The organism is Porticoccus sp. (genome assembly GCF_965660005.1).
GTDB lineage: Bacteria > Pseudomonadota > Gammaproteobacteria > Pseudomonadales > Porticoccaceae > Porticoccus.
Genome location: NZ_CBFHYF010000030.1, coordinates 1 through 22,286, shown reverse-complemented (window position 1 = coordinate 22,286; position 22,286 = coordinate 1). Strand labels below are relative to the sequence as shown.

Annotated in this window: 27 protein-coding genes and 2 pseudogenes; 8 read left to right on the top strand and 21 right to left on the bottom strand. The window is 54.8% G+C overall.

The genetic code is table 11. The features are described 5' to 3' along the window. The 11 genes and pseudogenes from ACTF5G_RS07455 to ACTF5G_RS07405 all read right to left on the bottom strand — a co-directional run. On the bottom strand, positions 1-1,004 hold a 1,004-nt coding region (locus ACTF5G_RS07455; RefSeq protein WP_438952194.1), incomplete at its 3' end, for a SulP family inorganic anion transporter. 65 nt (positions 1,005-1,069) lie between these two features. Next, positions 1,070-1,495, bottom strand: a complete 426-nt coding sequence (locus ACTF5G_RS07450) for a DUF6691 family protein (protein ID WP_438952193.1) — start codon at positions 1,493-1,495, stop codon at positions 1,070-1,072. Position 1,496: 1 nt separating this feature from the next. Next, the gene (locus ACTF5G_RS07445) at positions 1,497-1,934 is read right to left on the bottom strand and encodes a YeeE/YedE family protein (RefSeq protein ID WP_438952192.1); all 438 of its coding nucleotides are present in this window, start codon (positions 1,932-1,934) and stop codon (positions 1,497-1,499) included. Between the two features lie 40 nt (positions 1,935-1,974). Continuing rightward, on the bottom strand, positions 1,975-2,316 hold the full coding sequence (locus ACTF5G_RS07440) for a metalloregulator ArsR/SmtB family transcription factor (protein WP_438952191.1): 342 nt from the start codon (positions 2,314-2,316) through the stop codon (positions 1,975-1,977). A 152-nt stretch (positions 2,317-2,468) separates the two neighbouring features. Further along, positions 2,469-2,798 carry a DUF1508 domain-containing protein gene (locus ACTF5G_RS07435; protein ID WP_438952190.1) on the bottom strand — a complete coding sequence of 110 codons (330 nt, stop codon included), beginning with the start codon at positions 2,796-2,798 and terminating at the stop codon, positions 2,469-2,471. A 548-nt stretch (positions 2,799-3,346) separates the two neighbouring features. Continuing rightward, a complete protein-coding gene (locus ACTF5G_RS07430) occupies positions 3,347-3,934 on the bottom strand; it encodes a DUF1415 domain-containing protein (RefSeq protein WP_438952189.1) in 588 nt (195 codons plus the stop codon). Positions 3,935-3,939: 5 nt separating this feature from the next. Further along, complete coding sequence (locus tag ACTF5G_RS07425) at positions 3,940-4,281, bottom strand: zinc ribbon domain-containing protein YjdM (protein ID WP_438952188.1); 342 nt, start codon at positions 4,279-4,281, stop codon at positions 3,940-3,942. Positions 4,282-4,397: 116 nt separating this feature from the next. After that, positions 4,398-4,931, bottom strand: a complete 534-nt coding sequence (locus ACTF5G_RS07420; protein ID WP_438952187.1) for a hypothetical protein — start codon at positions 4,929-4,931, stop codon at positions 4,398-4,400. Between the two features lie 77 nt (positions 4,932-5,008). Beyond that, entirely contained in the window at positions 5,009-5,746 is a 738-nt protein-coding gene (locus ACTF5G_RS07415) for a methyltransferase domain-containing protein (protein WP_438952186.1), read from the bottom strand. 36 nt (positions 5,747-5,782) lie between these two features. Further along, positions 5,783-5,887: pseudogene (locus tag ACTF5G_RS07410) on the bottom strand (putative RNA methyltransferase); the annotation flags it as partial. Between the two features lie 99 nt (positions 5,888-5,986). Further along, on the bottom strand, positions 5,987-6,361 hold the full coding sequence (locus ACTF5G_RS07405) for a hypothetical protein (protein ID WP_438952185.1): 375 nt from the start codon (positions 6,359-6,361) through the stop codon (positions 5,987-5,989). Between the two features lie 203 nt (positions 6,362-6,564). On the opposite strand from ACTF5G_RS07405, the gene ACTF5G_RS07400 reads away from it, so the two are divergent. After that, positions 6,565-7,158: a hypothetical protein gene (locus ACTF5G_RS07400; protein ID WP_438952184.1), complete on the top strand. Its 594-nt coding sequence runs from the start codon at positions 6,565-6,567 to the stop codon at positions 7,156-7,158. 131 nt (positions 7,159-7,289) lie between these two features. After that, on the top strand, positions 7,290-7,577 hold the full coding sequence (locus tag ACTF5G_RS07395; protein WP_438952183.1) for a hypothetical protein: 288 nt from the start codon (positions 7,290-7,292) through the stop codon (positions 7,575-7,577). Between the two features lie 32 nt (positions 7,578-7,609). Here ACTF5G_RS07395 and ACTF5G_RS07390 read toward each other — a convergent pair whose 3' ends face one another. The 10 genes and pseudogenes from ACTF5G_RS07390 to gatC all read right to left on the bottom strand — a co-directional run bounded on the left by ACTF5G_RS07390 (position 7,610) and on the right by gatC (position 15,646). Then, positions 7,610-8,116 carry a hypothetical protein gene (locus ACTF5G_RS07390; RefSeq protein WP_438952182.1) on the bottom strand — a complete coding sequence of 169 codons (507 nt, stop codon included), beginning with the start codon at positions 8,114-8,116 and terminating at the stop codon, positions 7,610-7,612. A gap of 55 nt (positions 8,117-8,171) precedes the next feature. Further along, positions 8,172-8,411, bottom strand: a complete 240-nt coding sequence (locus ACTF5G_RS07385) for a TIGR02647 family protein (RefSeq protein ID WP_438952181.1) — start codon at positions 8,409-8,411, stop codon at positions 8,172-8,174. A gap of 229 nt (positions 8,412-8,640) precedes the next feature. Next, complete coding sequence (gene sugE / locus ACTF5G_RS07380; protein WP_438952180.1) at positions 8,641-8,958, bottom strand: quaternary ammonium compound efflux SMR transporter SugE; 318 nt, start codon at positions 8,956-8,958, stop codon at positions 8,641-8,643. A gap of 69 nt (positions 8,959-9,027) precedes the next feature. Beyond that, a pseudogene (locus ACTF5G_RS07375) lies at positions 9,028-10,175 on the bottom strand (calcium/sodium antiporter). 39 nt (positions 10,176-10,214) lie between these two features. Then, complete coding sequence (locus tag ACTF5G_RS07370; RefSeq protein ID WP_438952179.1) at positions 10,215-11,078, bottom strand: diguanylate cyclase domain-containing protein; 864 nt, start codon at positions 11,076-11,078, stop codon at positions 10,215-10,217. Between the two features lie 196 nt (positions 11,079-11,274). Beyond that, entirely contained in the window at positions 11,275-12,048 is a 774-nt protein-coding gene (locus ACTF5G_RS07365) for an EAL domain-containing protein (protein WP_438952178.1), read from the bottom strand. A gap of 59 nt (positions 12,049-12,107) precedes the next feature. Next, a complete protein-coding gene (locus ACTF5G_RS07360) occupies positions 12,108-12,404 on the bottom strand; it encodes a PA4642 family protein (protein ID WP_438952177.1) in 297 nt (98 codons plus the stop codon). A 21-nt stretch (positions 12,405-12,425) separates the two neighbouring features. Continuing rightward, positions 12,426-13,889 carry an Asp-tRNA(Asn)/Glu-tRNA(Gln) amidotransferase subunit GatB gene (gene gatB / locus ACTF5G_RS07355; RefSeq protein ID WP_438952176.1) on the bottom strand — a complete coding sequence of 488 codons (1,464 nt, stop codon included), beginning with the start codon at positions 13,887-13,889 and terminating at the stop codon, positions 12,426-12,428. Further along, positions 13,889-15,343, bottom strand: coding sequence for an Asp-tRNA(Asn)/Glu-tRNA(Gln) amidotransferase subunit GatA (gene gatA / locus ACTF5G_RS07350; RefSeq protein WP_438952175.1), 1,455 nt, complete (start codon positions 15,341-15,343; stop codon positions 13,889-13,891). Before gatA ends, gatB begins: the two co-directional genes overlap by 1 nt. 15 nt (positions 15,344-15,358) lie before the next feature. Then, complete coding sequence (gatC, locus tag ACTF5G_RS07345) at positions 15,359-15,646, bottom strand: Asp-tRNA(Asn)/Glu-tRNA(Gln) amidotransferase subunit GatC (RefSeq protein ID WP_438952174.1); 288 nt, start codon at positions 15,644-15,646, stop codon at positions 15,359-15,361. 244 nt (positions 15,647-15,890) lie between these two features. Here gatC and ACTF5G_RS07340 point away from each other — a divergent pair, with 244 nt between their 5' ends. From ACTF5G_RS07340 to ACTF5G_RS07315, 6 genes are all read left to right on the top strand, one after another. Further along, on the top strand, positions 15,891-16,925 hold the full coding sequence (locus tag ACTF5G_RS07340) for a rod shape-determining protein (RefSeq protein WP_438952173.1): 1,035 nt from the start codon (positions 15,891-15,893) through the stop codon (positions 16,923-16,925). 34 nt (positions 16,926-16,959) lie between these two features. Then, on the top strand, positions 16,960-17,835 hold the full coding sequence (gene mreC, locus ACTF5G_RS07335; protein ID WP_438952195.1) for a rod shape-determining protein MreC: 876 nt from the start codon (positions 16,960-16,962) through the stop codon (positions 17,833-17,835). After that, positions 17,822-18,331: a rod shape-determining protein MreD gene (gene mreD / locus ACTF5G_RS07330; protein WP_438952172.1), complete on the top strand. Its 510-nt coding sequence runs from the start codon at positions 17,822-17,824 to the stop codon at positions 18,329-18,331. Before mreC ends, mreD begins: the two co-directional genes overlap by 14 nt. A gap of 43 nt (positions 18,332-18,374) precedes the next feature. After that, complete coding sequence (locus ACTF5G_RS07325) at positions 18,375-18,968, top strand: Maf family protein (protein ID WP_438952171.1); 594 nt, start codon at positions 18,375-18,377, stop codon at positions 18,966-18,968. After that, entirely contained in the window at positions 18,965-20,428 is a 1,464-nt protein-coding gene (gene rng, locus ACTF5G_RS07320) for a ribonuclease G (RefSeq protein WP_438952170.1), read from the top strand. Before ACTF5G_RS07325 ends, rng begins: the two co-directional genes overlap by 4 nt. 209 nt (positions 20,429-20,637) lie before the next feature. Beyond that, the coding region (locus tag ACTF5G_RS07315; RefSeq protein ID WP_438952169.1) for a YhdP family protein at positions 20,638-22,286 on the top strand (1,649 nt) is incomplete at its 3' end.

Sequence of the window (22,286 nt, the reverse complement as noted above, 5' to 3'; positions counted from 1 at the left end):
GAGCGAGCACCCGCTTCGGCATTGACGGCGGTGCGTGAAAAGCCACCGGTGACGGGAAAGGCACCAGAGAGCGCGCTGGCGATATTGGCGGCCCCCAGTCCGCGCAGCTCTGCATTGGTATTGATGCGCTGCCGGTTCTTGCTGGCAAAAGCCTGGGCAATGGAAACGCTTTCCACGAACCCGATCAGGCTGATCGCCAGCGCCGGCAGCCATAGTTGGGCCATTATCGAGAAATCGATTGCCGGCACCACCAATGCCGGCAATCCCCCCGGCAGACTTCCGACAACCTGGAGATGCATTTCCCAGTCCATCAGGGAGACCAGTGCAGCGCTGCCCAGAACCGTCACGATAGGCATCAGCTTGGCGATCAGCGAAGCTGTATCGCTGGTCATGCCGAAATTGATCAACAGTTTTGCCAGCCAGTGTCCGGCCAGCCACAACAGGAAAAAGGTGACAAAGCCAAATACGGCCGTGAGTGGTTGAATGTGATCGAGGTTGGCCACCAGGCCGACAGCCAGCTCGACACCGGTTTCGCCGTGGCTGCTGATCCCTAGCAATGGCCTCAGCTGGCCGATGATAATCAGCAATGCTGCGCCACTGATGAAACCACTGATCACCGGGTGACTTAAAAATTGTGCCATAGCCCCGAGGCGCATCAGGCCGAAACTAAACAGCATCACGCCCGACATCAGTGCCAGCAGAATGGCACCCGCAATGTATTCGCCGCTGCCCGGCTCGGCAATCGGGGCCAGTGCTGCCCCGGTCATCAGCGAAATCACGGCCACCGGTCCCACTGACATCACCATGGATGAGCCGAACAGGGCATAGGCGAGCAGTGGCAGCAAGCTGGCATAGAGACCAAGTTGTGGTGGCAGACCAGCCAGTGCGGCATAGGCGAGCCCCTGGGGAATGAGCAGCAGGGTAACCACTACAGCTGCTACCAGATCGCTCGATAATAGCTTTGTCTGATAATCCCTCAACCATGAGGGCAGCAGCTTGCGCATCAGAGAGTTCCTATTGCCAATGGGCGGCCAGAGATAGATGGGCGCCTTGTCGTGATCAAAGGATACTAGCCGGGCTGTTGGCGCTGTAGCAGCTCATAAACCGCCATGCCGGCCAGCATGGCAAGGGTAAATACCAGTGCTTTTTGTTCGCCGGCACCCAGCGCCACCAATGCTGGCCCGGGACAAAACCCTGCCAGCCCCCAGCCGATGCCAAAGCCCAGACTGCCCAACACCAACGGTTTGTCGATATCCTGTCGGGTGGGCAATCGTATGACCTCACCCAGTAGTGATACCCGGCGTTTGCCCGCCACATGAAAGGCCACCAGTCCCACCAGCACGGCCCCGCCCATGACCAGCGCCAGCGAAGGATCCCAGGATCCGGCGAGATCGAGAAAACCCAACACTTTTGCTGGATTGGCCATGCCGGACACCAGCAGGCCAATACCAAAAATCAGTCCTGCCAAAAAGGCGGAGAGTAAATGCCTGTTCATTCTACAGCCCTCCCAACAGGTGGCGAACAACGAATACCGTCACAAAGCCGCTCAGCATAAAGGCCGCCGTGGCAATCAGGGAACGGGGTGATAACCGGGAAATACCACAGACACCGTGGCCGCTGGTGCAACCGGCACCAAACCGGGTGCTGACCCCTACCACCAAGCCGGCAACAATCAGTATTGGGTAGCTTGCATCAATTTGAATCGCGGGTCGGGATGAGAGCATCAGCCAGATCAATGGTGCAGCGATCATGCCTGCCACAAAGGCCACCCGCCAGCCGATATCTGCTTTCCTGGGTGTCAGCAATCCGCCGAGAATGCCTGAAATCCCGGCTATGCGGCCATTCAACAGAATAAAGGCAGCAGCGGCCAAACCAATCAGCATGCCGCCCAGTAGTGATGTCCAGGGGGTAAAGGCTTGCCAGTCGATAGTCATGGGTATTTCCCTGTGCTGGTTGAAAAATCGGGCGACGAGGTCAGTCGCCAGCCCTGCAGTAAAGATCGTGCAAAAGTGTCACCAGTGCTAGCGCCTTTTGGTCCGCCATCCGATAAAAGATGCGTTTGCCCTCGCGCCTTGTCGTCACCAGCTTTTCCCGTCGCAGTACGCCCAGTTGTTGAGACAGGCTGGGTTGCCGGATTTTTAGTTGCTCTTCGATTTCACCGACACTTAACTCATGTCGGCTCAGCAGGCACAGCAGGAGGAGCCTGTCTTCATGGGCAACACCTCGCAACAGTGCGCTGGCAGCATTGGCGGCAATACGCATCTGATCGAGATCCACAGGATCAGCATGGGAAGTGTCAGCGGCTGGCTTCGGCATATATCAGTTTATAGAAATACATAATATAAAATTATATATTGTCTGCGGGGGGAGATGTCAAGTTGTCAGACATCTATGAGATTGTCGCGGAGTATCTGGTAGAAAAACGTCCTGGCCTGACGGGGTTGTCAGGCCAGGACGTGATCGGGAAATCAATGAGTATTGATGATTTTGGTTGTACCAAAAGATTTGGCCATGCCAATAGCATTTTCCATGGATTCTACCGAGCTGAACATCGGGCTGGTGCCGATGGTTCTGTGCTTGGGGGTCTGAAGCTCGAAATAATGCTCGTTACCGGCTGACACGTTTCTTTGGTAGTGATTCTCGTAATTGCAGATATGCTGCATCTCCGCAATATCATTTATGGCAGAACCCTTGGAATAATAGGGCTTGCTGGTCAGAATTGTCTCGCCATCCTCCGTCTTCAGTGAAAAGTTGAAGGCACCCTCATTATCTTTATGCAACTCGTATGAACCGGACATTCTCTCTTCCTCTCTCTTGTTGAATGATCTGATGCCTTGGCACCCGATTGTTATAGCGTCTGCCTCAATATTTGTTCGGGCAGGATGAATGGTCCTATCCGCAGAGCTACCCCGCCCAGTGGCTGCTCTGGATCTTCAAATCAGGCCCGATTTGCGCCCGAAAGCATCATGATTTCAAGGTTAAGAACAGCGAGAAAATTATTATATTTAATGGGTTATTTATTCAATATCTACTGAAATATATTTTTATTTCTGATCTTTTTTTCCAGTAAAGATTTTATGCAACCTATTGTTATAAAATAGTTTTTTGTGTTTTTGTTGGATGATTCAGGTAGTGAAAAAAAATCAAATTATTTAACGGTCGATTGTTTTTAGCGGGTTTAAGATAAATCCAATAATACACAATGAAAAAATAATACAGATAAATAATTTTGAATGCGCCAAAGTGTGAATTAAATATTTCAATATGTCACTTATATATTAATAATTTCAGAGAGGCGGGTAGGTGTATCACTCTGGAGAGGGGTGGACCAAAAGGTCAGTGTCTATTAGGTGCCGGAAGGGCTTTCGATGTGCCGACACGCAGTGGGGAAAAGTGAGCTGAACTGCTCCGTGCTCAGACTTTCCAGGTAGGCAATATTGCGCTCGGGAATTTTGTCAGTATCGGGGTAATTGGCGATGGCAGCTGCAAGGCTGTCCTCGCAAAGCAGGTGAAGCATGGGATAGGGGGAGCGGTTAGTGTAATCCCCCCGCGAATGCCCGGCACTGTTGAGAAACCGGTAGTCGGGGTGAAAACTGGCAATCTGATAAGTGCCCCTGAGTCCCAGTCGCTTCAATACACTGTCAGCCCAGATCAAAAATTGCTGGTATTCAAAGAAATCCTCCAGCACCCAGGGGTGGACAATCAGCGATGTTTCAATGGCTGGATCCTGTTTCAGTCTCACAAGCTCCGTTTCAAGATCATCGATCAGCATTTCTTCACTAATGGCTTCTGAAACAAAAAAACGAATGCGATCCTTAACCAGCTCTCGCTTGGCAAAGGGACACAGGTTGAGCCCTACCACGATGCTTTCCAGCCAGTGCCTGACCTGTTCTTTGACCCGATCAGGTGCAGGATGCAAGTTCTTCTGAGGCATACCGTTCAGCTCTTTTTTACAAAGACTGACTTGAGTTGCATGGCGCCTATCCCATCAATTTTACAGTCGATGTTGTGATCGCCTTCTATCAGGCGAATGTTTTTTACCCTGGTGCCAACTTTCACCACGAGTGAAGAGCCCTTGACCTTCAGGTCCTTGATGACGGTCACGGTATCGCCGTCACCTAGGAGGTTGCCGTTGGCATCTTTGACGGCAGGACGTTGTTCCTCGCTTTCCAGCGGGCCGGCTATAAGCCACTCATGGGCACATGCCGGACAGACGTACAGGTTGTCATCTTCATAGGTATATTCGGAGCTGCATTTCGGGCAGTTGGGCAAATTGATCATATCGGTGGTTGTATCCTGTTTTGGGTGAAGCAGTATCAGTGATGTTTCAGCAGGGGGGCTATTTTATACTTTTTCAGGTGCCAAGTGTGGGGCTGCTGTCAGTCTGGGTAACGGTTTCAGGCGATCACCGTCACAGGCATGTCGGCCAGTCGTAGGTAGATTCGGCGGCGGCGGACAATGGGCCACCATCGATAGAGAAAAATCTCCATGGGCCGCCACATCGCCACCCAGCCGCCGACCATTAATCCTTCACTGAGTAATTCCGCAAATCCACTAGAGGGAATATGATTTGCCAGTAGACGGCTCACCCCGACACAGAGGCTCAGAAAGGAAAGGCCGATGACCAGGCTGAGTCTTCCTTCTCGCATTAATTGCCGTAGCTCATGCCGGCAAAATCTGGCCCTCTCATTGAAATAGTTATGAATGGCTCGTTCCAGACGGCCTTTTTCCTGTGCTGAAATGGTGGTGGACAGAGTAATTTCCAGACAAAAGCCACCTTTGGTCGGGTATTCCTGCGCCCAGTCCATGATGAATGCCTCGGCATCGGTATCCAGGTCTCTCCCCAGAAACGGTGACGGATCCAGCGAGTTGAAAAGCTGATGGATATTATCCAACCGCAGACGGATGACATGGGGGGCGCATTTGGACATACAGAAGTTCTTTATCGTGGGTTGCGCCAATGGTTATCGCCAGCAGGTAGTTTGTCAATTGACCGGCGTAGAGGATGTTACAGGGATGTTGCCGATTCAGATGGCTGAGCCTTGTGGCACTCAAAGCGGGACAGCACTGCCTCGACGGTAACCTCCAGAGTTGTCAGCGCCGCTGCCCTGTCCCTGCCCGATGCCGGGGCGCGATACAGGTGCGGCGTCATGGCGAGCAGGTCAGCAATTGATGTCGCATCAGTCAGACGCAGACGGTAGCGAATGGTCTCACTGGATCGCAATCTGAACCCTGCCGGCGGTGGGGATTCGGCCGTGCGTTCCGGCCGGATACGGGGGTAGATAATGTCGCGCAATTCCCTGAGATGTGCGGGCCCGGCATCCACCTGATACAGCATGCCGCCGGGTTTTAGTGCCCGGGCAAATTCCCTGTAGACGGGAAAGCCAAAAATGCAGAGTAGCCCATTCAGCGTGCCGCTCAATACTGGCAAACTAGCATTGGTACCCACGATCCAGCAGGCCCATGGTGTAGCTGTGGTGGCGTCAAAGCCCGGCATAGTGGCGGCCTGTTTTGCCGCAGTGATAACCGCCCATTTTGAAATATCCAGCCCCACCAAGGCGAGAGGGTATTCCCCGGTGCTTATTGCTGTCGCCAGCTGTCGCAGATAGTAACCCTCGCCGCAACCGGCATCGAGGTAGCTTGCGGTGGAGTTGGTGGGGAGTTTTTCGAGAACCGCGTGGTTCACGGCATCTGCTATGGGTTGATAATGACCAGCATTCAGAAAACGCTGGCGTGCTGCCACCATCAGCTTGCTGTCGCCGGGGTCGGCAGACCGTTTTTTCTGAACCGGCAGTAAATGGGTATAGCCCTGTCTGGCGATATCAAAACTGTGGCCATCGGGGCACTGCCATGCCGTGCCGCAGCGCGTCAGTGCCTTGCCATCCAGCGGACAGGCCAGTGATGTAAATGGTAATGCATTAATCGTAATTTCCCCGAGAACCTACCGAAGCACGGCGGTACTTTCCGGTGCGATGGGCGGGCGCAATCACTTCTCGTCCATTACCCTGATCAGCTCGTCGGCGTGCAGGATCAATTGCTCCTGATCCTGCAACAGTGCTTCCAGTAACAGCACGGCATGGCCGGATTCGCTCTGGGCGACCACTGTGAGCTGACCTTTGCGCTGGGACAGGGTGTCGAGTAGTTCCTTGATGAGATTCTTTTGCTGCATGAACCGGTTCAGCCTTGGATTGGCTGCCTGGCTCAGATTGTCTCTCTGACGCTTGGTGAACGAACGGCCACATTGTTCGCAGACAAAATCACCGGTTTTTGAGCCAAACATGTATTCGTCGGAAAAAGAGGGGTGATCGCAGGGCTGGTCACCCCAGCTTTCACGCAGTGCTTTTGCTTCTTCTAATGTCATGGAGACTCCTTGATATATTGATGAATTAAGGTGGTCTTGGCCAGGGAGGATTTGACACAGCCTGAGAAGGCCGTAAGGGTGCCAAACCGGCCGTAAAACAGCAAATTTAAATAAACCACCAAGCGGTGAGCGGTTTGGTCTGGACGGCTCTTTGTCTTTAATGTAATGATTGAATCGTCTTCACAAGATCAGGCCGGGCGCCCATGAACAGAGCTGTTGTGATTCGTCAGACGTACCGGGCCCTCGTTGTACTGCTGGTGATGGTGTTGGTATCGTGCAGTAGCGGTTTGCCCAAGGGTGGGGCCAAGACCAAGTCCCAGTGGAACAGTTTTGAAGAGGCCAAAGCGTCCTACGACAGTATTATTCTCAACGAAACCACCACCGCTGACCTGCAGGCGTTGGGCTTCGACCCCTACAGTGCCCCCAATGTCAGAATTCTCTCCTACCTCGATATCATTCAGAAGTTCAGCCCAAACAGTTCCGTGACAAATGATGAACTGCCTCCCAGTGTGAGAAGCTGTCTCAAGTCCCGCGAGAAATGTCTGGCCTATGAAGCAACACCCAGCGTCAGCAACAGCAAACGGGTGGGCAATGTGGTGCTGGACTTGTTAAAATTCAAACGCGAGCGCATTCGCAACGGCTGGAACTTCAATGCCCTGATCGTGATTGACCACAATACGGTCGTCTACAAGATCTGGAGCGGTGTCCCCCTGATCGATGAGGAGGAAACCCGCCGTAACCCACTGGGGCCTTTACAGGATTCTGTCGGTACGGCAGTTCGCAGCGGTGCTGAATAAGTTGCGGTGCCGCGTCTACCACACTCTACCGGGTGTGATTCTGAGTCCGGTTGAAAATCCATTGTTGGCAGCTGTGTCCAGCACGCTACTGAAGCAACAGTTGCCTTCCCAAGTGATGAGTGCCAATGATTATGACCAACAGAGATCAGCAGGATACTGTGCCAGAAACCGCCACCGGGGTGGATTCACCACAGGAACAGCAAGAGACCAAACCGAAAAACCTCAGTGCACTTGAGATTATTGCCCAGGCGTTCTGTCTGGTGTTTGCCCTGCAAAGAAGGCGTGGTATGAAGAGGGCATCGGACCTGTTGGAGACCAATCCAAAATCCGTGATTCTGGCGGGTATCATGGCGATGGTGATCTTCTTCTCGATCTGTTTTATTGCCTCGCAACTGGTAATCAGGCATCTGGTGCCATAAATAGCCCCCGCAGTATGATGGGCTGGCAGGGTTTACTGCCTGCGAGCTTCAAAACAATCGATCGTTGGACTGATATTGCGCACAATGTCCCTGCCCACATCGGCAGACAGCTTGTTGAAGCCAAAATTTGAGGTTGACGCATCGGTTTCGTTGAGAATTTCTGCTTTACCGGAATTTTCGATTAACTCATACCGGAAATCGATTCTCGTGAAAAGATTGCCGCGGGCGATATTAAGCACTTTAATTTTGAGTAACAGCCCATCTATGCTGGCCTGTTCACTATCCTGAACGATCACCACTTCATCGACGATACCGGCCAGTGCCGAAGCGGTCTCCTTTCTGACCAGCTGGGCAATGCTCTGGCGCGGCTGGTGTTCCTCGTAGGCAAACAAATAAACCTTGTTGGCGCTGGGCAGGGCAAAATCATCACAAAGGCTGGCCGCCCCGTCAGAGGCCGCATGGGCTCGATGTGTCAAAAGGTCATAACTGCTCCCGATAAAAAGTGTCAGGGCAAACAAGAATGCGGTTTTGTATTTCATTAATCGTCTCGGATTTTCTATTCAATGGCATACCTGAAAACGGCAGTTTGTGCTTTCAGTCGGTTGAAAGAATACCCAGCAGTTTCTGGGTGTGATCGACCGTCTCGAAACCCAGATCGGTCAGATAACCGCCATCCTTTTGGGTGATCAGGCCCTTTTGATGCAGGCGCTCAGCTGCCGCCACCAGTTCAGGTGCTGCATCATGCCGGTGAACCTTGATGCCCTCCTGCAGTGAGGGGGTGCTAAACATAACCAGCAGATTCAATTCAGCGAGATGTTCGGGGGAGAAAGGCATGGTTGTACCTCTTATTGTTGTCTTTGACGGGCGTATGGTCGACGGTCCTGAGGCAAGGCAGGGTAACCGCATCAAAAGGAAAAGGTAAGCCTTTTGTGTCGTTCCAGCCATTAAGCCGTTATCAATGTTAACAGGAAATGCTTTATTCCGGCTTGCAGAATAAACGCTTCAGTGTGGTCCGCCTGAGAGACATCCTGAAACGGTTAATATCAGGTTTTTCGGCAGCTTGTCAGGCATGCGTAAGTTTGAGGCCAACAATGCCGGCACAAATCAGGCAGAGGCTCAGTATTCTGGGCAGATCAGCGGAATCGCCGAACAGGACTATCCCCAAAATTGCTGTGCCGACGGCGCCGATACCAACCCATACCGCATAGGCGGTTCCCACCGGCAGTGACCTCATGGCTATGCCTAGCAATACAAAGCTGACAACCAGCGAAACCACCGTCCCCAGGGTCGGCCACAGCCGTGTAAAACCCTCTGTGTATTTCAAGCCAATAGCCCAACCGATTTCAAGAAGACCGGCAACGAACAAAATAAACCAGCTCATTAGATACCTCTCAAGTGGGGCCGCCCCCACTGCTATAATGCCTGTCGGCTCAGCACCGCCACAGAATAATTACCGTCCGGTATGGAATCTTGGGGAGCCGTTCCCGTCAATCCGCGACGTTATTCTGACAGCGGCCTTTTTCTGCGGCCTTTTTCTGCGGCGTATCTGCCGTAGCGCTACAATAAACAGGGTGCCCGCAGTTAACGGCATTACGAAGTAGAGCATGACTGCGCTGAACCCAGGCAAAGCATCGTGGTGAGAGACGGCCATGATCAGGTACAGCGTATAGGCCACGTAGTACCCGAGTAATAAAACCCCTTCCTGTCGGCTGATGACGCCACCGGTAAAAAATATGGGCAGACATGCCAACGCAACCCCGATCATCACCGGTATATCGAAGCCGATCACCGCAGGTGAAATGTCAATGCCGGTAGGTGCCACGATACTGGCAAGTCCGAGCACCCCCATGATGTTGAAGATATTGCTGCCGACGACATTGCCAACAGCAATATCGCGCTCTCCGCGAAGAGCGGCAATTACAGATGTAACGACTTCTGGCAGCGATGTGCCTGCCGCAACTATCGTCAGGCCGACAACCAGTTCGCTGACGCCGAGATACTGGGCAAAGGACACAGCGCTATCGACCAGCCAGCGCGAGCCGAGCACCAATAAAACGAGACCGCCAACGATCAAGCCCAGGTTTTTACCCCAGATGCCTTTCGCAACGCTCTTGGTCCCGAACTCCCGGGCGTACTCGTCTCTCACCTCGATGCTTTCTCTGCGGCTCTGGGAAATCAAGAACCAGACATAAATAACAAGGCCCACCACCAGCATGACACCATCGGTGCGACTGAAGCTCTCATCCAGCGACAGAATCAAAACAATCACAGAGAGGGCTATCATCAAAGGTACATCAAGTCGTACCAGTTGTTGGGCGACTACCAGCGGCACAATCAGTGCTGAGAGGCCAAGAATAAAAAGAACGTTGAAAATATACTGCCAACAACGTTGCCCACGGCAATACTCGCCTGGCCGGAAAGCGCCGATTTAATGCTTGCTGCCAACTCGGGCGAACTGGTGCCAAATGCCACAACAGTCAATCCGACCACCAATGGCGGTATGCCGAGAACAGCCGCCAGACGGGATGCACCTCTTACCAGCGCTTCAGCACCGATGATCAGAAATATCAACCCAGTGATGAACAATAGAATGGTCATGGCGATCTCCGTAAAAGGGGTTGTTACGACGCTTGTAAATTAGCCAGTCGCCGAACGGCATCGTTTGGTTCGGTGCATATTGCTGTCTGCATGACTCAGGAGGGTGTCGGCATCCTCCCCGTCGGCAGGATAGCAGGCAACCCCAATACTACAGCTCGGCATTCTAATCACGCCGAATTCAGGGTCCAGCGGCTCGGCCATCAGCGCGTTAATCTGTGCAACTTTCTCGAAAACAGCATTCACCGTCTGAAGGTCTGTCAGCAGCACAGTGAATTCATCGCCGCCCATCCGGGCCACTGTATCCGTCTCGCGTACGTAGCCTTCCAGCCGTCTTGCAATCGCACAGAGCACACGATCACCCATCGCATGTCCATGGGCATCATTGATAAGCTTGAAGTCATTGATATCCACAAACAGCAAAGCCAGGCTGCTTTGGTGACGGTGGGCAGCACGGAGTGCAGAGTCCAGTCGATCATAGAACAGTGATCGGTTGGTCAGTTCTGTCAGTGGGTCGTGGTGGGCGAGGAAACGCAATTCCGCCTCGGCCTGCCTGAGGGCCGTCACGTCTCGCGCGACACCGATTCTGATACCCTCCTCTTCGGACCAGCGGGCAGACCAAAGGATATGCACAATATCCCCATTCTTGCGGATATATCGGTTGCAGAAATCGACATGGGGCTGGCCATTCATCACCCGGCGAATGGAATCCAGTGTGATCGCCTGGTCGTCAGGATGCATATAGTCGGTCATTGGCGTACCGGTCAGCTCGTCGGCACGGTAACCCAGCAGTGTTTCACAGGCGTCGTTGACAAAGACAATCTGGCTGTTCTCATCAACCACGAAGACCGTGTCCAGCATCAGATTGATCAGTTTGGGATAAAGCGTTTGTAGATCAACAGCCATAGAGCAGGGGGCTCCGGTTTACATAGCCCGATTGTAGCCCGATCTCGCCGGGAGGCGGTAAGAAAGCCTGTGGAAAGTGGAAAGCAGCAGTAAAAGGGGTCCAGTAAAAGGGGTCGGTGACAACTGAGAATCATTTGCAGTTGTCACCGACCCGTTTATTGCTTTATTGGTTGTTGTCACCGACCCCTTTATTAGTTTATTTGGTGTCGTAGAGGCTTTTGTCCACGCTAGCCAGTGCCTGAAAGGCGGGTCTGGCAAAGTAGAATCCCTGGAACAGCTCAATTCCGAGGGATTGCAGAGTGTCCCATTCTTCGCGGGTTTCGATGCCTTCGGCAATCACTTTGGCGGAGAGTTCGTCGCTGACCTGCATCACGCCGCGGACGATGGCCTGGCGCACTCTGTCCTGATCGATATTGCGGATCAGAGCCATGTCGAGTTTGATGATGTCGGTGTGGATTTCGCTGAGCAGGTTCAGACCGGCGTAGCCAGCGCCGAAGCCCTCGATGGCGGTCTTGAAGCCGCGGTTGCGGTAGTATTCAACGATCATGCGGAGGTGGGCCAGATCGTCCACCTTTTCGCCTTCGGTGATTTCGAAGATGATTTGCTCCACCGGGAAGTTGTACAACTCCGCTGCGGCCAGGGTGGTACGCAGGCACAGTTCGGGCTGATAGACGGCATTGGGCATGAAGTTGATGCTTAAAAGGCACGGAACCCCGAGCTCTGAGGCGAGCTTGATGGCCTTGGTGCGGCACACCTGGTCGAAGCGGTAGCGGTTGCTGTCGTTGACATGGCTTAACACCTGGCCTGCAGGTTCGTTGTTGAGTCCGCGCACCAATGTCTCGTGGGCAAAAATCTGTCGGTTGGCGGTGTCCACGATAGGCTGGAAAGCCATGGTGAAGTCAAAGTCCAGTGCTTTGCCGTTGGCGCATTCGCGACAGTTCAGTTCAGGTGGGATTTCTGGTGTGTGCATAGTTACGGCCTCCTGTATCAGCAGCGGCATTACCTGTGCCATTCACGATCGTTGTTATTTTATTGCGCTCCGTTGATTTTGAGAACATCGGCATAGTCTTCGCCGAGACGATGCTGGCAGACCAGCTGTAGCAGGGTTTTGCCCTCGGGGTTGGCAGCATTGAGGTTGCGGCCATCCTCGAGGAAGAATCTTATAAAGGTTTCGAAGTTCTCGATATTCATGCCCCGGTAGGCTTTTTCCAGCACGTGGAAATCGGCATCGACGCCCTCCGGTGGCTCGAAGTCGAGGAAGGTTTTTATCCGCTCGTCATCGAAAAATTCACCGAGGACTTTGCGCTTGTCTTTTTTCAGTGCCATAAAAAATCTGTCAGTTAGTTGTTAAAGAAGGGCGTTGAGTTTTTCCAGCAGCACGTCATTGACCTGCTGCGGGTTGGCCTGACCTTTGGACGCTTTCATGATCTGGCCGACAAAGTAGCCGAGCATTTTGGGGCGCTTGCTGTCGTCCGCGTTGCAGTAGTTATCCACTTGCTGGGGGCTGTTGGCAATGACGTCATCCACCAGTGCTTCGATGGCGCTGCTGTCGGAGACCTGTTTCAGGCCCCGGGCTTCGATGATGCCGTCGGCATCGCCCTGACCACTCCACATGGCATCGAACACTTCCTTGGCCATCTTGCTGGAGATGGTGCCATCCACCAGTCGGGCGACCATGCCTGCCAGCTGGTCGGCGCTGACGGGGCTGTTCTGAATGGCTCTGTCCTCGGCGTTTAGCCGTGCGGACAATTCGCCCATGATCCAGTTGGCGGCCAGTTTCGCATCGCTGCGGGCGGCAGCGGTTTCAAAGAAATGCGCGATGGCCGCATCGCTGCTGAGGCTGTTGGCGTCGTAGCGGGACAGGCCGTACTGCGCCATAAAGCGGTCGCGGCGGGCGTCCGGCAGTTCCGGCAGGGACTGGCGAATCTGATCGATATAGTCATCGTCGAACACAATGGGCAGCAGGTCCGGACAGGGGAAGTAGCGGTAGTCGTTGGCCTCTTCCTTGCTGCGCATGGATCGGGCCTGTTTGGTGTCGCCGTTGTAGAGGCGGGTTTCCTGAATGACTTTGCCGCCGTCCTCGATCAGGTCAATTTGGCGCTCCACTTCCAGGGCAATGGCATCTTCCATGAACTTGAAGGAGTTGAGGTTTTTGGTTTCGGTGCGGGTGCCGAGGGTGTCGCTGCCTTTGGGTCGCACGGAAATGTTGACGTCAAAGCGCATCGAACCCTGGGACATGTTGCCGTCGCAGATGCCCAGTGAAGTGACGATGCTGTGCAGCTTGCGGGCAAAGGCTACCGCCTCCTCGGCATTACGCATGTCCGGCTCGGAGACGATTTCGATCAGCGGTGTGCCGGCGCGGTTCAGATCGATACCGGTCATGCCGTGGCCGTGTATTTCAAAGGAGCCTTCATGCAGGGACTTACCCGCATCCTCTTCCAGATGGGCGTGGTGAATGCGGATGGACTTCCTGCTGCCGTCCGCCAGTTCGATTTCCACGTGGCCGCGACCGACGATGGGCTTTTCCAGCTGGGTGGTCTGGTAAGCCTTGGGCAGGTCCGGGTAGAAATAGTTTTTTCGCTCGAACACTGAGGTGCGGGCGATGTCGGCGTCAATGGCCAAGCCGAACATGATGGCATCGCGAAATGCCTGTTCATTGGGCACCGGTAGGGTACCGGGCATGGCCAGGTCGATGGCGCAGGCCTGGGTGTTGGGTTCGGCACCGAACGCGGTGCTGGCGCCAGAGAAGATTTTCGATTGGGTGGCCAGTTGCACATGGACTTCCAGGCCGATGACGGTTTCCCACTGCATTATGCAAGGCCCTCCGGGGTGTGCTGGTGCCAGTCGGTGGCCCGCTGGAACTGGTATGCGGCATTCAACATCAGGCCCTCATCAAAATAGTTGCCGATAATCTGCAAGCCTACCGGCCTGTTGTCCACAAAACCGCAGGGCAGGGACATGCCGGGCAGGCCTGCCAGATTGGTGGCAATGGTGAAAACATCTTCCAGATACATGGCTACCGGGTCGTTGCCCTTGGCACCAAAGGCAAAAGCGGGCGAGGGCGAGGTGGGTCCCATGATCACATCCACCTTTGCGAAGGCGTCGACAAAATCCTGTTTGATCAGGCGGCGCACCTGCTGTGCCTTGCGGTAATAGGCATCGTAATAACCAGCGGACAGACAGTAGGCCCCCACCAGAATGCGGCGCTTCACTTCGTCGCCAAAACCTTCGCCGCGGGTGCGCATGTACAGGTCGCGCAGGTCTTTCGGGTCTTCGCAACGGTAACCGTAGCGCACCCCGTCGAAACGCGACAGGTTGGCGGAGGCCTCGGCGGGAGCAATCACATAGTAGGCTGGCACCGCCAGATGGGAGTGGGGCAGACTGATCTCCACCAGGATGGCGCCCTGTTTCTCGTATTCGGCCAGCGCCTCGCGCACTGCCTGTTCAGTGCCGGGGTTGAGTCCTTCACCGAAATACTCCTTGGGAATGCCGATTTTCAGGCCGTTCAGCGGTTTGTTCAGGCCGGCTGTATAGTCGGGCACTTCCCGGTCAATGGAGGTGGAGTCCCTGGGGTCGAAACTGGCCATGACGTTGAGCATCAGCGCGCAGTCCTCGGCGCTGCGGGCCATGGGCCCTGCCTGATCGAGACTGGAGGCAAAGGCGATCATGCCCCAGCGCGATACCCGGCCATAGGTGGGCTTCAGACCGGTGACGCCGCACAGTGCGGCGGGTTGGCGAATCGAACCACCGGTATCGGTGGCGGTGGCGCCGGGTGTCAGGCGGGCAGCCAGTGCCGCGGCTGAGCCTCCTGAGGAGCCACCGGGTACAGTATTGACATCCCAGGGGTTTTTGACTGGCCCGTAATAGCTGGTTTCGTTGGAGGAGCCCATCGCGAACTCGTCCATATTGGTCTTGCCCAGAATCACCGCCCCGGCCCGGGCAAAATTCTCGACCACAGTGGCATCGTAGGGCGGCACGAAGTTGTCGAGCATTTTTGAACCGCAACTGGTGCGCACACCATTGGTGCAGAAGATGTCCTTGTGCGCAATCGGCACGCCGCAGAACAGCGGTGCGCTGCCACTGGCGCGCTGTCGATCGGCAGCTTCCGCGCTGGCCAGGGCGGCCTCGCCAGTCACTGTAATAAAGCTGTTGTATTGTGGATCCAGTTGCCGGATGCGGTTCAGCAGGTGGCCGGTGATTTCCACACTGGAAAAGGCCCCGCTGTTCAGGCCGGCAATGATCTCTGCGAGGGTTTTGTTATGCATGGCTTGCGAGCGTCCTCAGTCAATGACTTTGGGAACCAGATAAAGGCCCCCTTCGACGGCGGGGGCGATGGCCTGAAATGCCTCGCGCTGGTTGGTTTCAGTGACCACATCCGGCCGCAGGCGTTGTACTGCGTCGGTGGGGTGGGCCATGGGGGTGACACCCTCGGTGTCAGCGGCCTGCAATTGGTCCACCAGTGCCAGCACATCCGCAATACTGCGGGTGGTTTCTGTGATAGTGGCTTCATTGAGTTCGATGCGCGCCAATTCTGCGAGCTTTTCGATGTCTGCACGTTCGATAGTCATGTTATGATTCTGCGCTGTGAACAGAGACTGTCAGTGCCTGATTTTGGTCTGACAAAATGAGGGGCGTAAGTTATCACATCCGTTGCCGCAGGGGTACTCCGTAAGAGTGTTTCTGGGGTGATTTTGTACGGGGATCAACGACTTAAATCTTGCCCTGGATAGTCGTGATTGGTACAGTCGCAAGATTTAAGCGCCACCAGCCAGCCAGTGCAGGCATTAAGAGTGGCCCATAAGGTAAAAGTAAATGCTAAAAAGATTGCGCGGTATTTTTTCAAATGATCTGTCGATCGATCTGGGTACCGCAAATACGCTGATTTATGTTCGGGAAAAAGGCATCGTTCTGAATGAGCCTTCGGTTGTGGCCATCCGCCATCATCAGGGTCAGAAAATTGTCGAGGCGGTGGGTGTCGAAGCGAAACGCATGTTGGGCCGCACACCGGGCAATATTATAGCGATCCGCCCGATGAAGGACGGGGTGATCGCCGATTTTCAGGTCACCGAAAAAATGCTCCAGCACTTTATCAAGAAAGTGCACTCCCACAGCCTGATTCCGCCGAGCCCCCGGGTGCTCATTTGTGTGCCCTGCATGGCCACCGAAGTGGAAAAACGTGCAATTCGTGAATCTGCCTACAGTGCCGGGGCTCGTGAAGTGTTCCTGATCGAGGAGCCGATGGCGGCAGCGATCGGTGCAGGTATGCCGGTGGATGAAGCGTGCGGTTCCATGGTGGTGGATATTGGTGGTGGTACCACTGAAATTGCCATTCTGTCCCTGAACGGTGTGGTGTTCTCGGATTCCATTCGTATTGGTGGTGACCGGTTTGACGAATCGATCAGCAACTATGTACGCCGCAAATACGGCAGTGTGATAGGTGACAGCACCGCTGAACGCATCAAGATGGATATCGGCAGTGCCTATCCGGCCGGTGAGGTTCGCGAGATCGATGTGCGCGGCCGGAATCTGGCGGAAGGCGTGCCGAAACAGTTTCAGCTCAACAGTGACGAGATTCTCGAAGCCCTGCAGGAGCCGCTTGCTGCGATTGTCCAGGCGGTTAAACGGGTGTTGGAGCAATCGCCCCCGGAACTTGCCTCGGATATTGCCGAAACCGGTATTGTGCTGACCGGTGGTGGTGCGCTGCTCTGCGATCTGGACCGGCTGATCATCCATGAAACCGGACTGCCGGTGATTGTTGCCGAGGATCCCCTGACCTGTGTTGCCCGTGGCGGTGGCAAGGCGCTGGACATGATGGATAAACGCAGTATGGATGTGATGTCATCCTGACAGGGTATTTACTGGCTCAGACCCCAGATCACCAATAACAATAAGGGGTGTTGCAATCAAAAATCTGTTTTCCAAAGGCTCATCACCAGTGCAGCGCTTGCTGTTACTGGTTGCCCTTGGGCTTTTTCTCCTGTTTGTCGACAGTTTCACCCCCTGGCTAAAACCTGCGCAACGATGGCTGGCGGAAGTCACCGTGCCGCTTTACTGGGTGGCGAATATTCCGGCCCGTTTGAGTGAGTATGGGCAGGAAACGGTAGTGGCACGTCGGGAGCTGAAGGAAAACAACGAGCAGTTGCGCACCGAGTTACTGATTTACAAGGCCCGCATGCAGCGGATGGCGGAAGTCACTGCGGAAAATGTGCGCTTGCGCAATCTGTTGAGTGCCACCGAGATGCTGCAGGACAGCGTCGTGGTGACGGAGTTGGTCGGCATTCCGCCAGACCCTACCCGGCATACCATTATTATCGATCGCGGTGAAGATCATGATGTCTATGTGGGCCAGCCGGTGCTCGGTGCCGATGGTTTGATGGGGCAGGTGATTGAGGTTTACCGCAGCAGTAGCAAGGTGTTACTGATCACTGACAGCACCCATGCCCTGCCAGTGCAGGTGTTGCGCAATGGTGTGCGTTCTATTGCCGAAGGGATGAGCGATTACGGCAAGCTGTCACTTCGCTATGTGGCCAACAGTACGGATATAGAAGAGGGCGATCAGTTGGTCAGCTCCGGGCTGGATGGCCGTTTCCCGTCTGGTTACCCGGTGGGTATCGTGACCTCTGTACGGGTGTTGCCGGGTCAGGCTTACCTGGAGGTGACGTTGACCCCTTCGGCAAAAATTGATCGCAGCCGACATCTCCTGTTGGTATTTTCCGCCACTGAGAGATTGGGGGAGGATCAGGGTGGAGCAAGGTAGCCCGTCAGTTTATATCTGGAGTGCGCTTACCGTACTGATTGCAATCCTGTTGCAGATGCTGCCACTCTCCGCCGATGCCGCCCAATGGCGCCCCCAGTTTGTTTTGCTGACCGTCTGTTACTGGTTGTTTCGCCGTTCGCTTCTGCACGGGATTGGTTTTGCCTGGTTGTGCGGTTTGGCGCTGGATCTTGTGGTTGGTGACCTGATTGGTCGGCATGCGATGGTGTTTGCGGTCTGCGCCTGTATTCTGCTGTTGTTGCAGCAACGCATGCGGCATTTCAGGCTGGGGCATCAGGCCGTACTGGTGCTATTGCTGGTGGCCTTGAGCCAGTGCCTGGTTTACGTGCTTACGTCGATGCTCCGTGCCGACTGGCAGGGTGGAGTGCGGCTTGCTCCGGCACTGTCGTCGATGCTGTTCTGGCCGGTGTTGGCGATCCTCCTGGGCCGTTTGCACTGGACTCGCTGGGGCGAGGAAGAGATTTCTCACGACCCATGAATCCTGCTGCTCCGGGTGACCTGTTCTGACCGGTGATTTGACTATGCAATTACAGGCTGATTTCGTACTCGCCTCTGCCTCTCCCCGCCGGGCTGACCTGTTGCGTCAGATTGGTTGCCGGTTTCTTGTCGCGCCGGTCGACGTGGATGAGTCCGTTCTCCCCGGTGAACCCGCGATGACCTATGTGCAACGAATTGCGCTGGAAAAAGCCCGCAGGGGCTGGCTTGTCAGCCCTTTGTCGGGTGTGCCGGTGTTGGGTGCCGACACTGCGGTGGTAGCTGGGTCGGATATTTTTGGTAAACCCGCAGATCGCGAGCAGGCATTATCCATGTTGCATCGCCTGTCGGGTAAGACGCATCAAGTGCTGTCTGCGGTGGCCATGGTGGCGGGTGAGCGGCAATTGTTGCGTTGCTCTGAAACACAGGTCACCTTCAGGCCCCTGTCGGCAGAAGAATGTGAGCGTTATTGGCAGACCGGCGAACCGGTAGACAAAGCCGGCGCCTACGCCATACAGGGACTGGGCGGGGTATTTGTGACAGCGATTCAGGGCAGTTATTCCAGTGTTGTGGGTCTGCCCCTGGCGGAAACCTGCCAGTTGCTCCGGGCTTTTGATGTCGCCTGGTGGAGAGAAACATGAGTACGGAAATTCTGATCAATATCACGCCGATGGAATCGCGGGTAGCACTGGTGGAGAACGGCGTACTGCAGGAAGTCAGTATTGAGCGCACTCTAAGCCGTGGGCCTGTGGGCAATATTTATAAAGGCAAGGTGGTACGGGTGCTTCCCGGTATGCAGGCGGCTTTTGTCGATATTGGGCTCGACAAGGCCGGATTTATTCATGTGGACGATATTCTCCGCCCTCAGGCTCACCCCGGTGCCAGCAGTAGCCCGGATATTCGCCTGTATCTTCGCGAGGGCCAGTCATTGTTGGTGCAGGTGATCAAAAATCCGATCAGCAGTAAAGGCGCCCGTCTCTCGACCCGCCTGACACTCTCTTCAAGATTGCTGGTCCATATGCCCGCTGTGGATCACGGGGGTATTTCACGGCGCATTGGCGAAGAACAGGAGCGGCAGCGATTGCGCTCTGATCTCGATGCCATACTGCTGCAATCCGACAGCACCGGTGGCTATATTATCCGCACTTCGGCGGAGGGTGTTGAGGCATCGGAGCTGAATCGCGAGGTGGCATTTTTACAACAGCTCTGGGTTTCTGTAGAAAAAGCAGCCAAGGGAGTTGTTGCACCGGGGATCGTATATGAAGACCTGCCGCTGTACCTTCGGGCCATACGGGATATGGGGCAACTACAGGTCGAGAAAGTCAGGGTGGATTCCCGTGAAGTGTTCAACAAACTGGTGGCGTTTACCGGGCAGTTCAATTCCGACATGACGTCGATGATTGAGTATTACACGGATGAGCGGCCACTGTTTTATCTGTTTGGTGTCGAGGATGAAATCAGCCGTGCGCTGGACAAAAAGGTCCCACTGAAGTCCGGGGGCTCACTGGTGATCGAGCAGACCGAGGCAATGACCACCGTGGATGTGAATACCGGGGCATTTGTCGGTCACCGCAATCTGGAAGAAACCATTTTCAAGACCAACCTGGAGGCCGCCTACAGCATCGCACGTCAGCTGCGGTTGAGAAATCTGGGCGGTATTATCATTATCGACTTTATTGATATGCAGGATGCAGAGCATCGTCGTCAGGTGATGCGGGCATTGGATAAGGCTTTGTCCCGTGACCGTGCCAAAACCGCCGTGGTCACCGTGTCCGAACTTGGTCTGGTGGAAATGACCCGCAAGCGGATCAGTGCGAGTCTGGGGCATACTCTTTGTGTGGCCTGTCCGGTCTGCGATGGCAGGGGCACACTGCGGTCGGTGGAAACCGTCTGTTATGATCTCTTGCGGGAAATTCTTCGCGAGGCCCGTACCTTTGAATGCCAGTCATTCCTGGTGCTGGCGGCGTCAGTGGTAATAGATCGGTTGCTGGATGAAGAGTCAAATTATGTGGCGGGTCTGGAGAAATATATTGGCCGATCCATACAGTTTCAGGTAGAGACAATGTACAACCAGGAACAATATGACATCATTCCCGTTTAGCAAGCTGTGTCGGGATGAGTCGGATGGCGTGCCGGATTTTTATTTAGGGGTGGCTCGCGTATTATGGCTGTCGGAGCCCTGCTGCCGATTGTTAAACGTGCCATGAGTGCAATGTATCACGCGGCACTGTTGTGCTCCGCTGTTAGTCCATCGAGTTGAATCGTTAACGTGCCCAGTCATCGAATGAGCGCCCTTGTCAGGAGCGGGTTTTGAAAGCAACGCGAGTGCTGAAATCGATTGCCAGGCGGTTGTTGCTGGCAGCAGCCCTGACGGTGATCTCGATCGCATTACTGGTATCCCTCGGACGCGAGGCCATTGTCAACCTCGATAACTATCGTACCCAAATCAATTTCTTTGTCTCTGAACAACTCGCCATGCAGGTTGAAACCGGGCAATTACTGGGTGACTGGCAGCGGCTTAAGCCCCGTATCACCGCACTTGACCTGAAGCTGTTTGGCGATGGGGGCCAACAGCCGGCCGTATCCGTCGACCGGATTACCCTGGAAGTGGATATTCTCAAAACGCTTTTTGCCCGCCAGCTGGTGTTGAGTGAGCTGTGGATTGGTGACGTGGCACTGACGCTGACTGAAGATGCCGAGGGGCACTGGCGGGTTGCGGGTTTGCCCCGGCAAGATCGACAGACGGCGGATAGTACGGCGCTGCTGGATATGCTGCTCGACAGCAATATCGCCGGTGTTGGCAAGGTGGCGGCCAATCTGCTGTTTTACTCTGGTACCGAGGCTGGAGTCGAGGCGCGGGATATCCTGCTGGAGAACCAGGGCAGTTTTCATCGCCTGCTGGCCGGTTTGAGTCTGGCAGGGCACACTCCGGTTGCCGAGCTGATTGTCGAGGCTCGGGGTGACCACCGGGACATGGGCGATCTCAGTGTCGCCGCTTACCTGAAAATCAATCGTATCGACTTCAGTGGTTCCCTCAGCGCTCTGGCCAAGGGATGGTTCCCGGAGGCGGTAGATCGAGTTGGCGATATAAGAACAGATATCGAGGGCGATATCTGGATCGATATGCGGGGAGGTGGCCCGGCGATGCTGAAAGGCCGACTTTCCGCTGCTGAAATACCCCTGAACTGGGTGGAGGATGTCGAGCCACTGACCCGTTTCAGTACCGACCTGACCGGTTGGTTCAAACCCGGTGAAAACTGGGGGTTGCGTCTGCAAAATCTGGATTTCGATTGGGGGACTCTCTCGATTGAGCCATTGACGATCAATTATCTGCAAAAGGTGGGTGCCAGTTGGGGTGAAGGATCGGTGGCGGTAAGCCAGATCAATTTATCTCTGGTAGACGACATTCTCGCAAAAACCGGTCTGGCACCCGCCTCTGTGCTTGAGGCGCTCGGTGAATTACAGCCTGCCGGTTCACTGCGCAATGCACATCTGGACCTGTTGCTCAATGATCGGCAGACAAAAGTTAACCTGCGTGCCAACCTCAGCGATCTCGCCATTTCCTCCTGGCGGGGCGCACCGGCCAGTCGTCAGATTAATGGGTATATTGAAGCCACCAACCACAGCGGCTTGCTTGAGCTGGACAGCCAGAACGGCTTCGCCATTCATTACCCGCAAGTTTTTGACGATTACATGGAACACAGCAGCTTTCGGGGGCAGGTGCGCTGGCGCTGGGATGCGGACAACCGGGCCCTGAAAATTGCCAGTGGCACGTTGGCGATGGGTGGCGAGGAGGGCATTGGCAGGGCTCACCTGTACCTCGATATCCCCATCGGCAAGCCAGAGTCAGAACCGGAGATGTATCTGCTGCTGGGGATTCGGGACAGCCACACCCGCTATCTGCCCCGCTATCTGCCGGACAATCTCGATCCGGGGTTGCTGGCGTGGCTTGAAGAATC

Bases quoted from the DNA above. Each gene is read 5' to 3' on its own strand.
- ACTF5G_RS07450 (WP_438952193.1), bottom strand. From the start codon at position 1,495: ATGAACAGGCATTTACTCTCCGCCTTTTTGGCAGGACTGATTTTTGGT.
- ACTF5G_RS07445 (WP_438952192.1), bottom strand. From the start codon at position 1,934: ATGACTATCGACTGGCAAGCCTTTACCCCCTGGACATCACTACTGGGC.
- ACTF5G_RS07440 (WP_438952191.1), bottom strand. From the start codon at position 2,316: ATGCCGAAGCCAGCCGCTGACACTTCCCATGCTGATCCTGTGGATCTC.
- ACTF5G_RS07435 (WP_438952190.1), bottom strand. From the start codon at position 2,798: ATGTCCGGTTCATACGAGTTGCATAAAGATAATGAGGGTGCCTTCAAC.
- ACTF5G_RS07430 (WP_438952189.1), bottom strand. From the start codon at position 3,934: ATGCCTCAGAAGAACTTGCATCCTGCACCTGATCGGGTCAAAGAACAG.
- ACTF5G_RS07425 (WP_438952188.1), bottom strand. From the start codon at position 4,281: ATGATCAATTTGCCCAACTGCCCGAAATGCAGCTCCGAATATACCTAT.
- ACTF5G_RS07420 (WP_438952187.1), bottom strand. From the start codon at position 4,931: ATGTCCAAATGCGCCCCCCATGTCATCCGTCTGCGGTTGGATAATATC.
- ACTF5G_RS07415 (WP_438952186.1), bottom strand. From the start codon at position 5,746: ATGGTGGCAGCACGCCAGCGTTTTCTGAATGCTGGTCATTATCAACCC.
- ACTF5G_RS07405 (WP_438952185.1), bottom strand. From the start codon at position 6,361: ATGACATTAGAAGAAGCAAAAGCACTGCGTGAAAGCTGGGGTGACCAG.
- ACTF5G_RS07400 (WP_438952184.1), top strand. From the start codon at position 6,565: ATGAACAGAGCTGTTGTGATTCGTCAGACGTACCGGGCCCTCGTTGTA.
- ACTF5G_RS07395 (WP_438952183.1), top strand. From the start codon at position 7,290: ATGACCAACAGAGATCAGCAGGATACTGTGCCAGAAACCGCCACCGGG.
- ACTF5G_RS07390 (WP_438952182.1), bottom strand. From the start codon at position 8,116: ATGAAATACAAAACCGCATTCTTGTTTGCCCTGACACTTTTTATCGGG.
- ACTF5G_RS07385 (WP_438952181.1), bottom strand. From the start codon at position 8,411: ATGCCTTTCTCCCCCGAACATCTCGCTGAATTGAATCTGCTGGTTATG.
- sugE (WP_438952180.1), bottom strand. From the start codon at position 8,958: ATGAGCTGGTTTATTTTGTTCGTTGCCGGTCTTCTTGAAATCGGTTGG.
- ACTF5G_RS07370 (WP_438952179.1), bottom strand. From the start codon at position 11,078: ATGGCTGTTGATCTACAAACGCTTTATCCCAAACTGATCAATCTGATG.
- ACTF5G_RS07365 (WP_438952178.1), bottom strand. From the start codon at position 12,048: ATGCACACACCAGAAATCCCACCTGAACTGAACTGTCGCGAATGCGCC.
- ACTF5G_RS07360 (WP_438952177.1), bottom strand. From the start codon at position 12,404: ATGGCACTGAAAAAAGACAAGCGCAAAGTCCTCGGTGAATTTTTCGAT.
- gatB (WP_438952176.1), bottom strand. From the start codon at position 13,889: ATGCAGTGGGAAACCGTCATCGGCCTGGAAGTCCATGTGCAACTGGCC.
- gatA (WP_438952175.1), bottom strand. From the start codon at position 15,343: ATGCATAACAAAACCCTCGCAGAGATCATTGCCGGCCTGAACAGCGGG.
- gatC (WP_438952174.1), bottom strand. From the start codon at position 15,646: ATGACTATCGAACGTGCAGACATCGAAAAGCTCGCAGAATTGGCGCGC.
- ACTF5G_RS07340 (WP_438952173.1), top strand. From the start codon at position 15,891: ATGCTAAAAAGATTGCGCGGTATTTTTTCAAATGATCTGTCGATCGAT.
- ACTF5G_RS07325 (WP_438952171.1), top strand. From the start codon at position 18,375: ATGCAATTACAGGCTGATTTCGTACTCGCCTCTGCCTCTCCCCGCCGG.
- rng (WP_438952170.1), top strand. From the start codon at position 18,965: ATGAGTACGGAAATTCTGATCAATATCACGCCGATGGAATCGCGGGTA.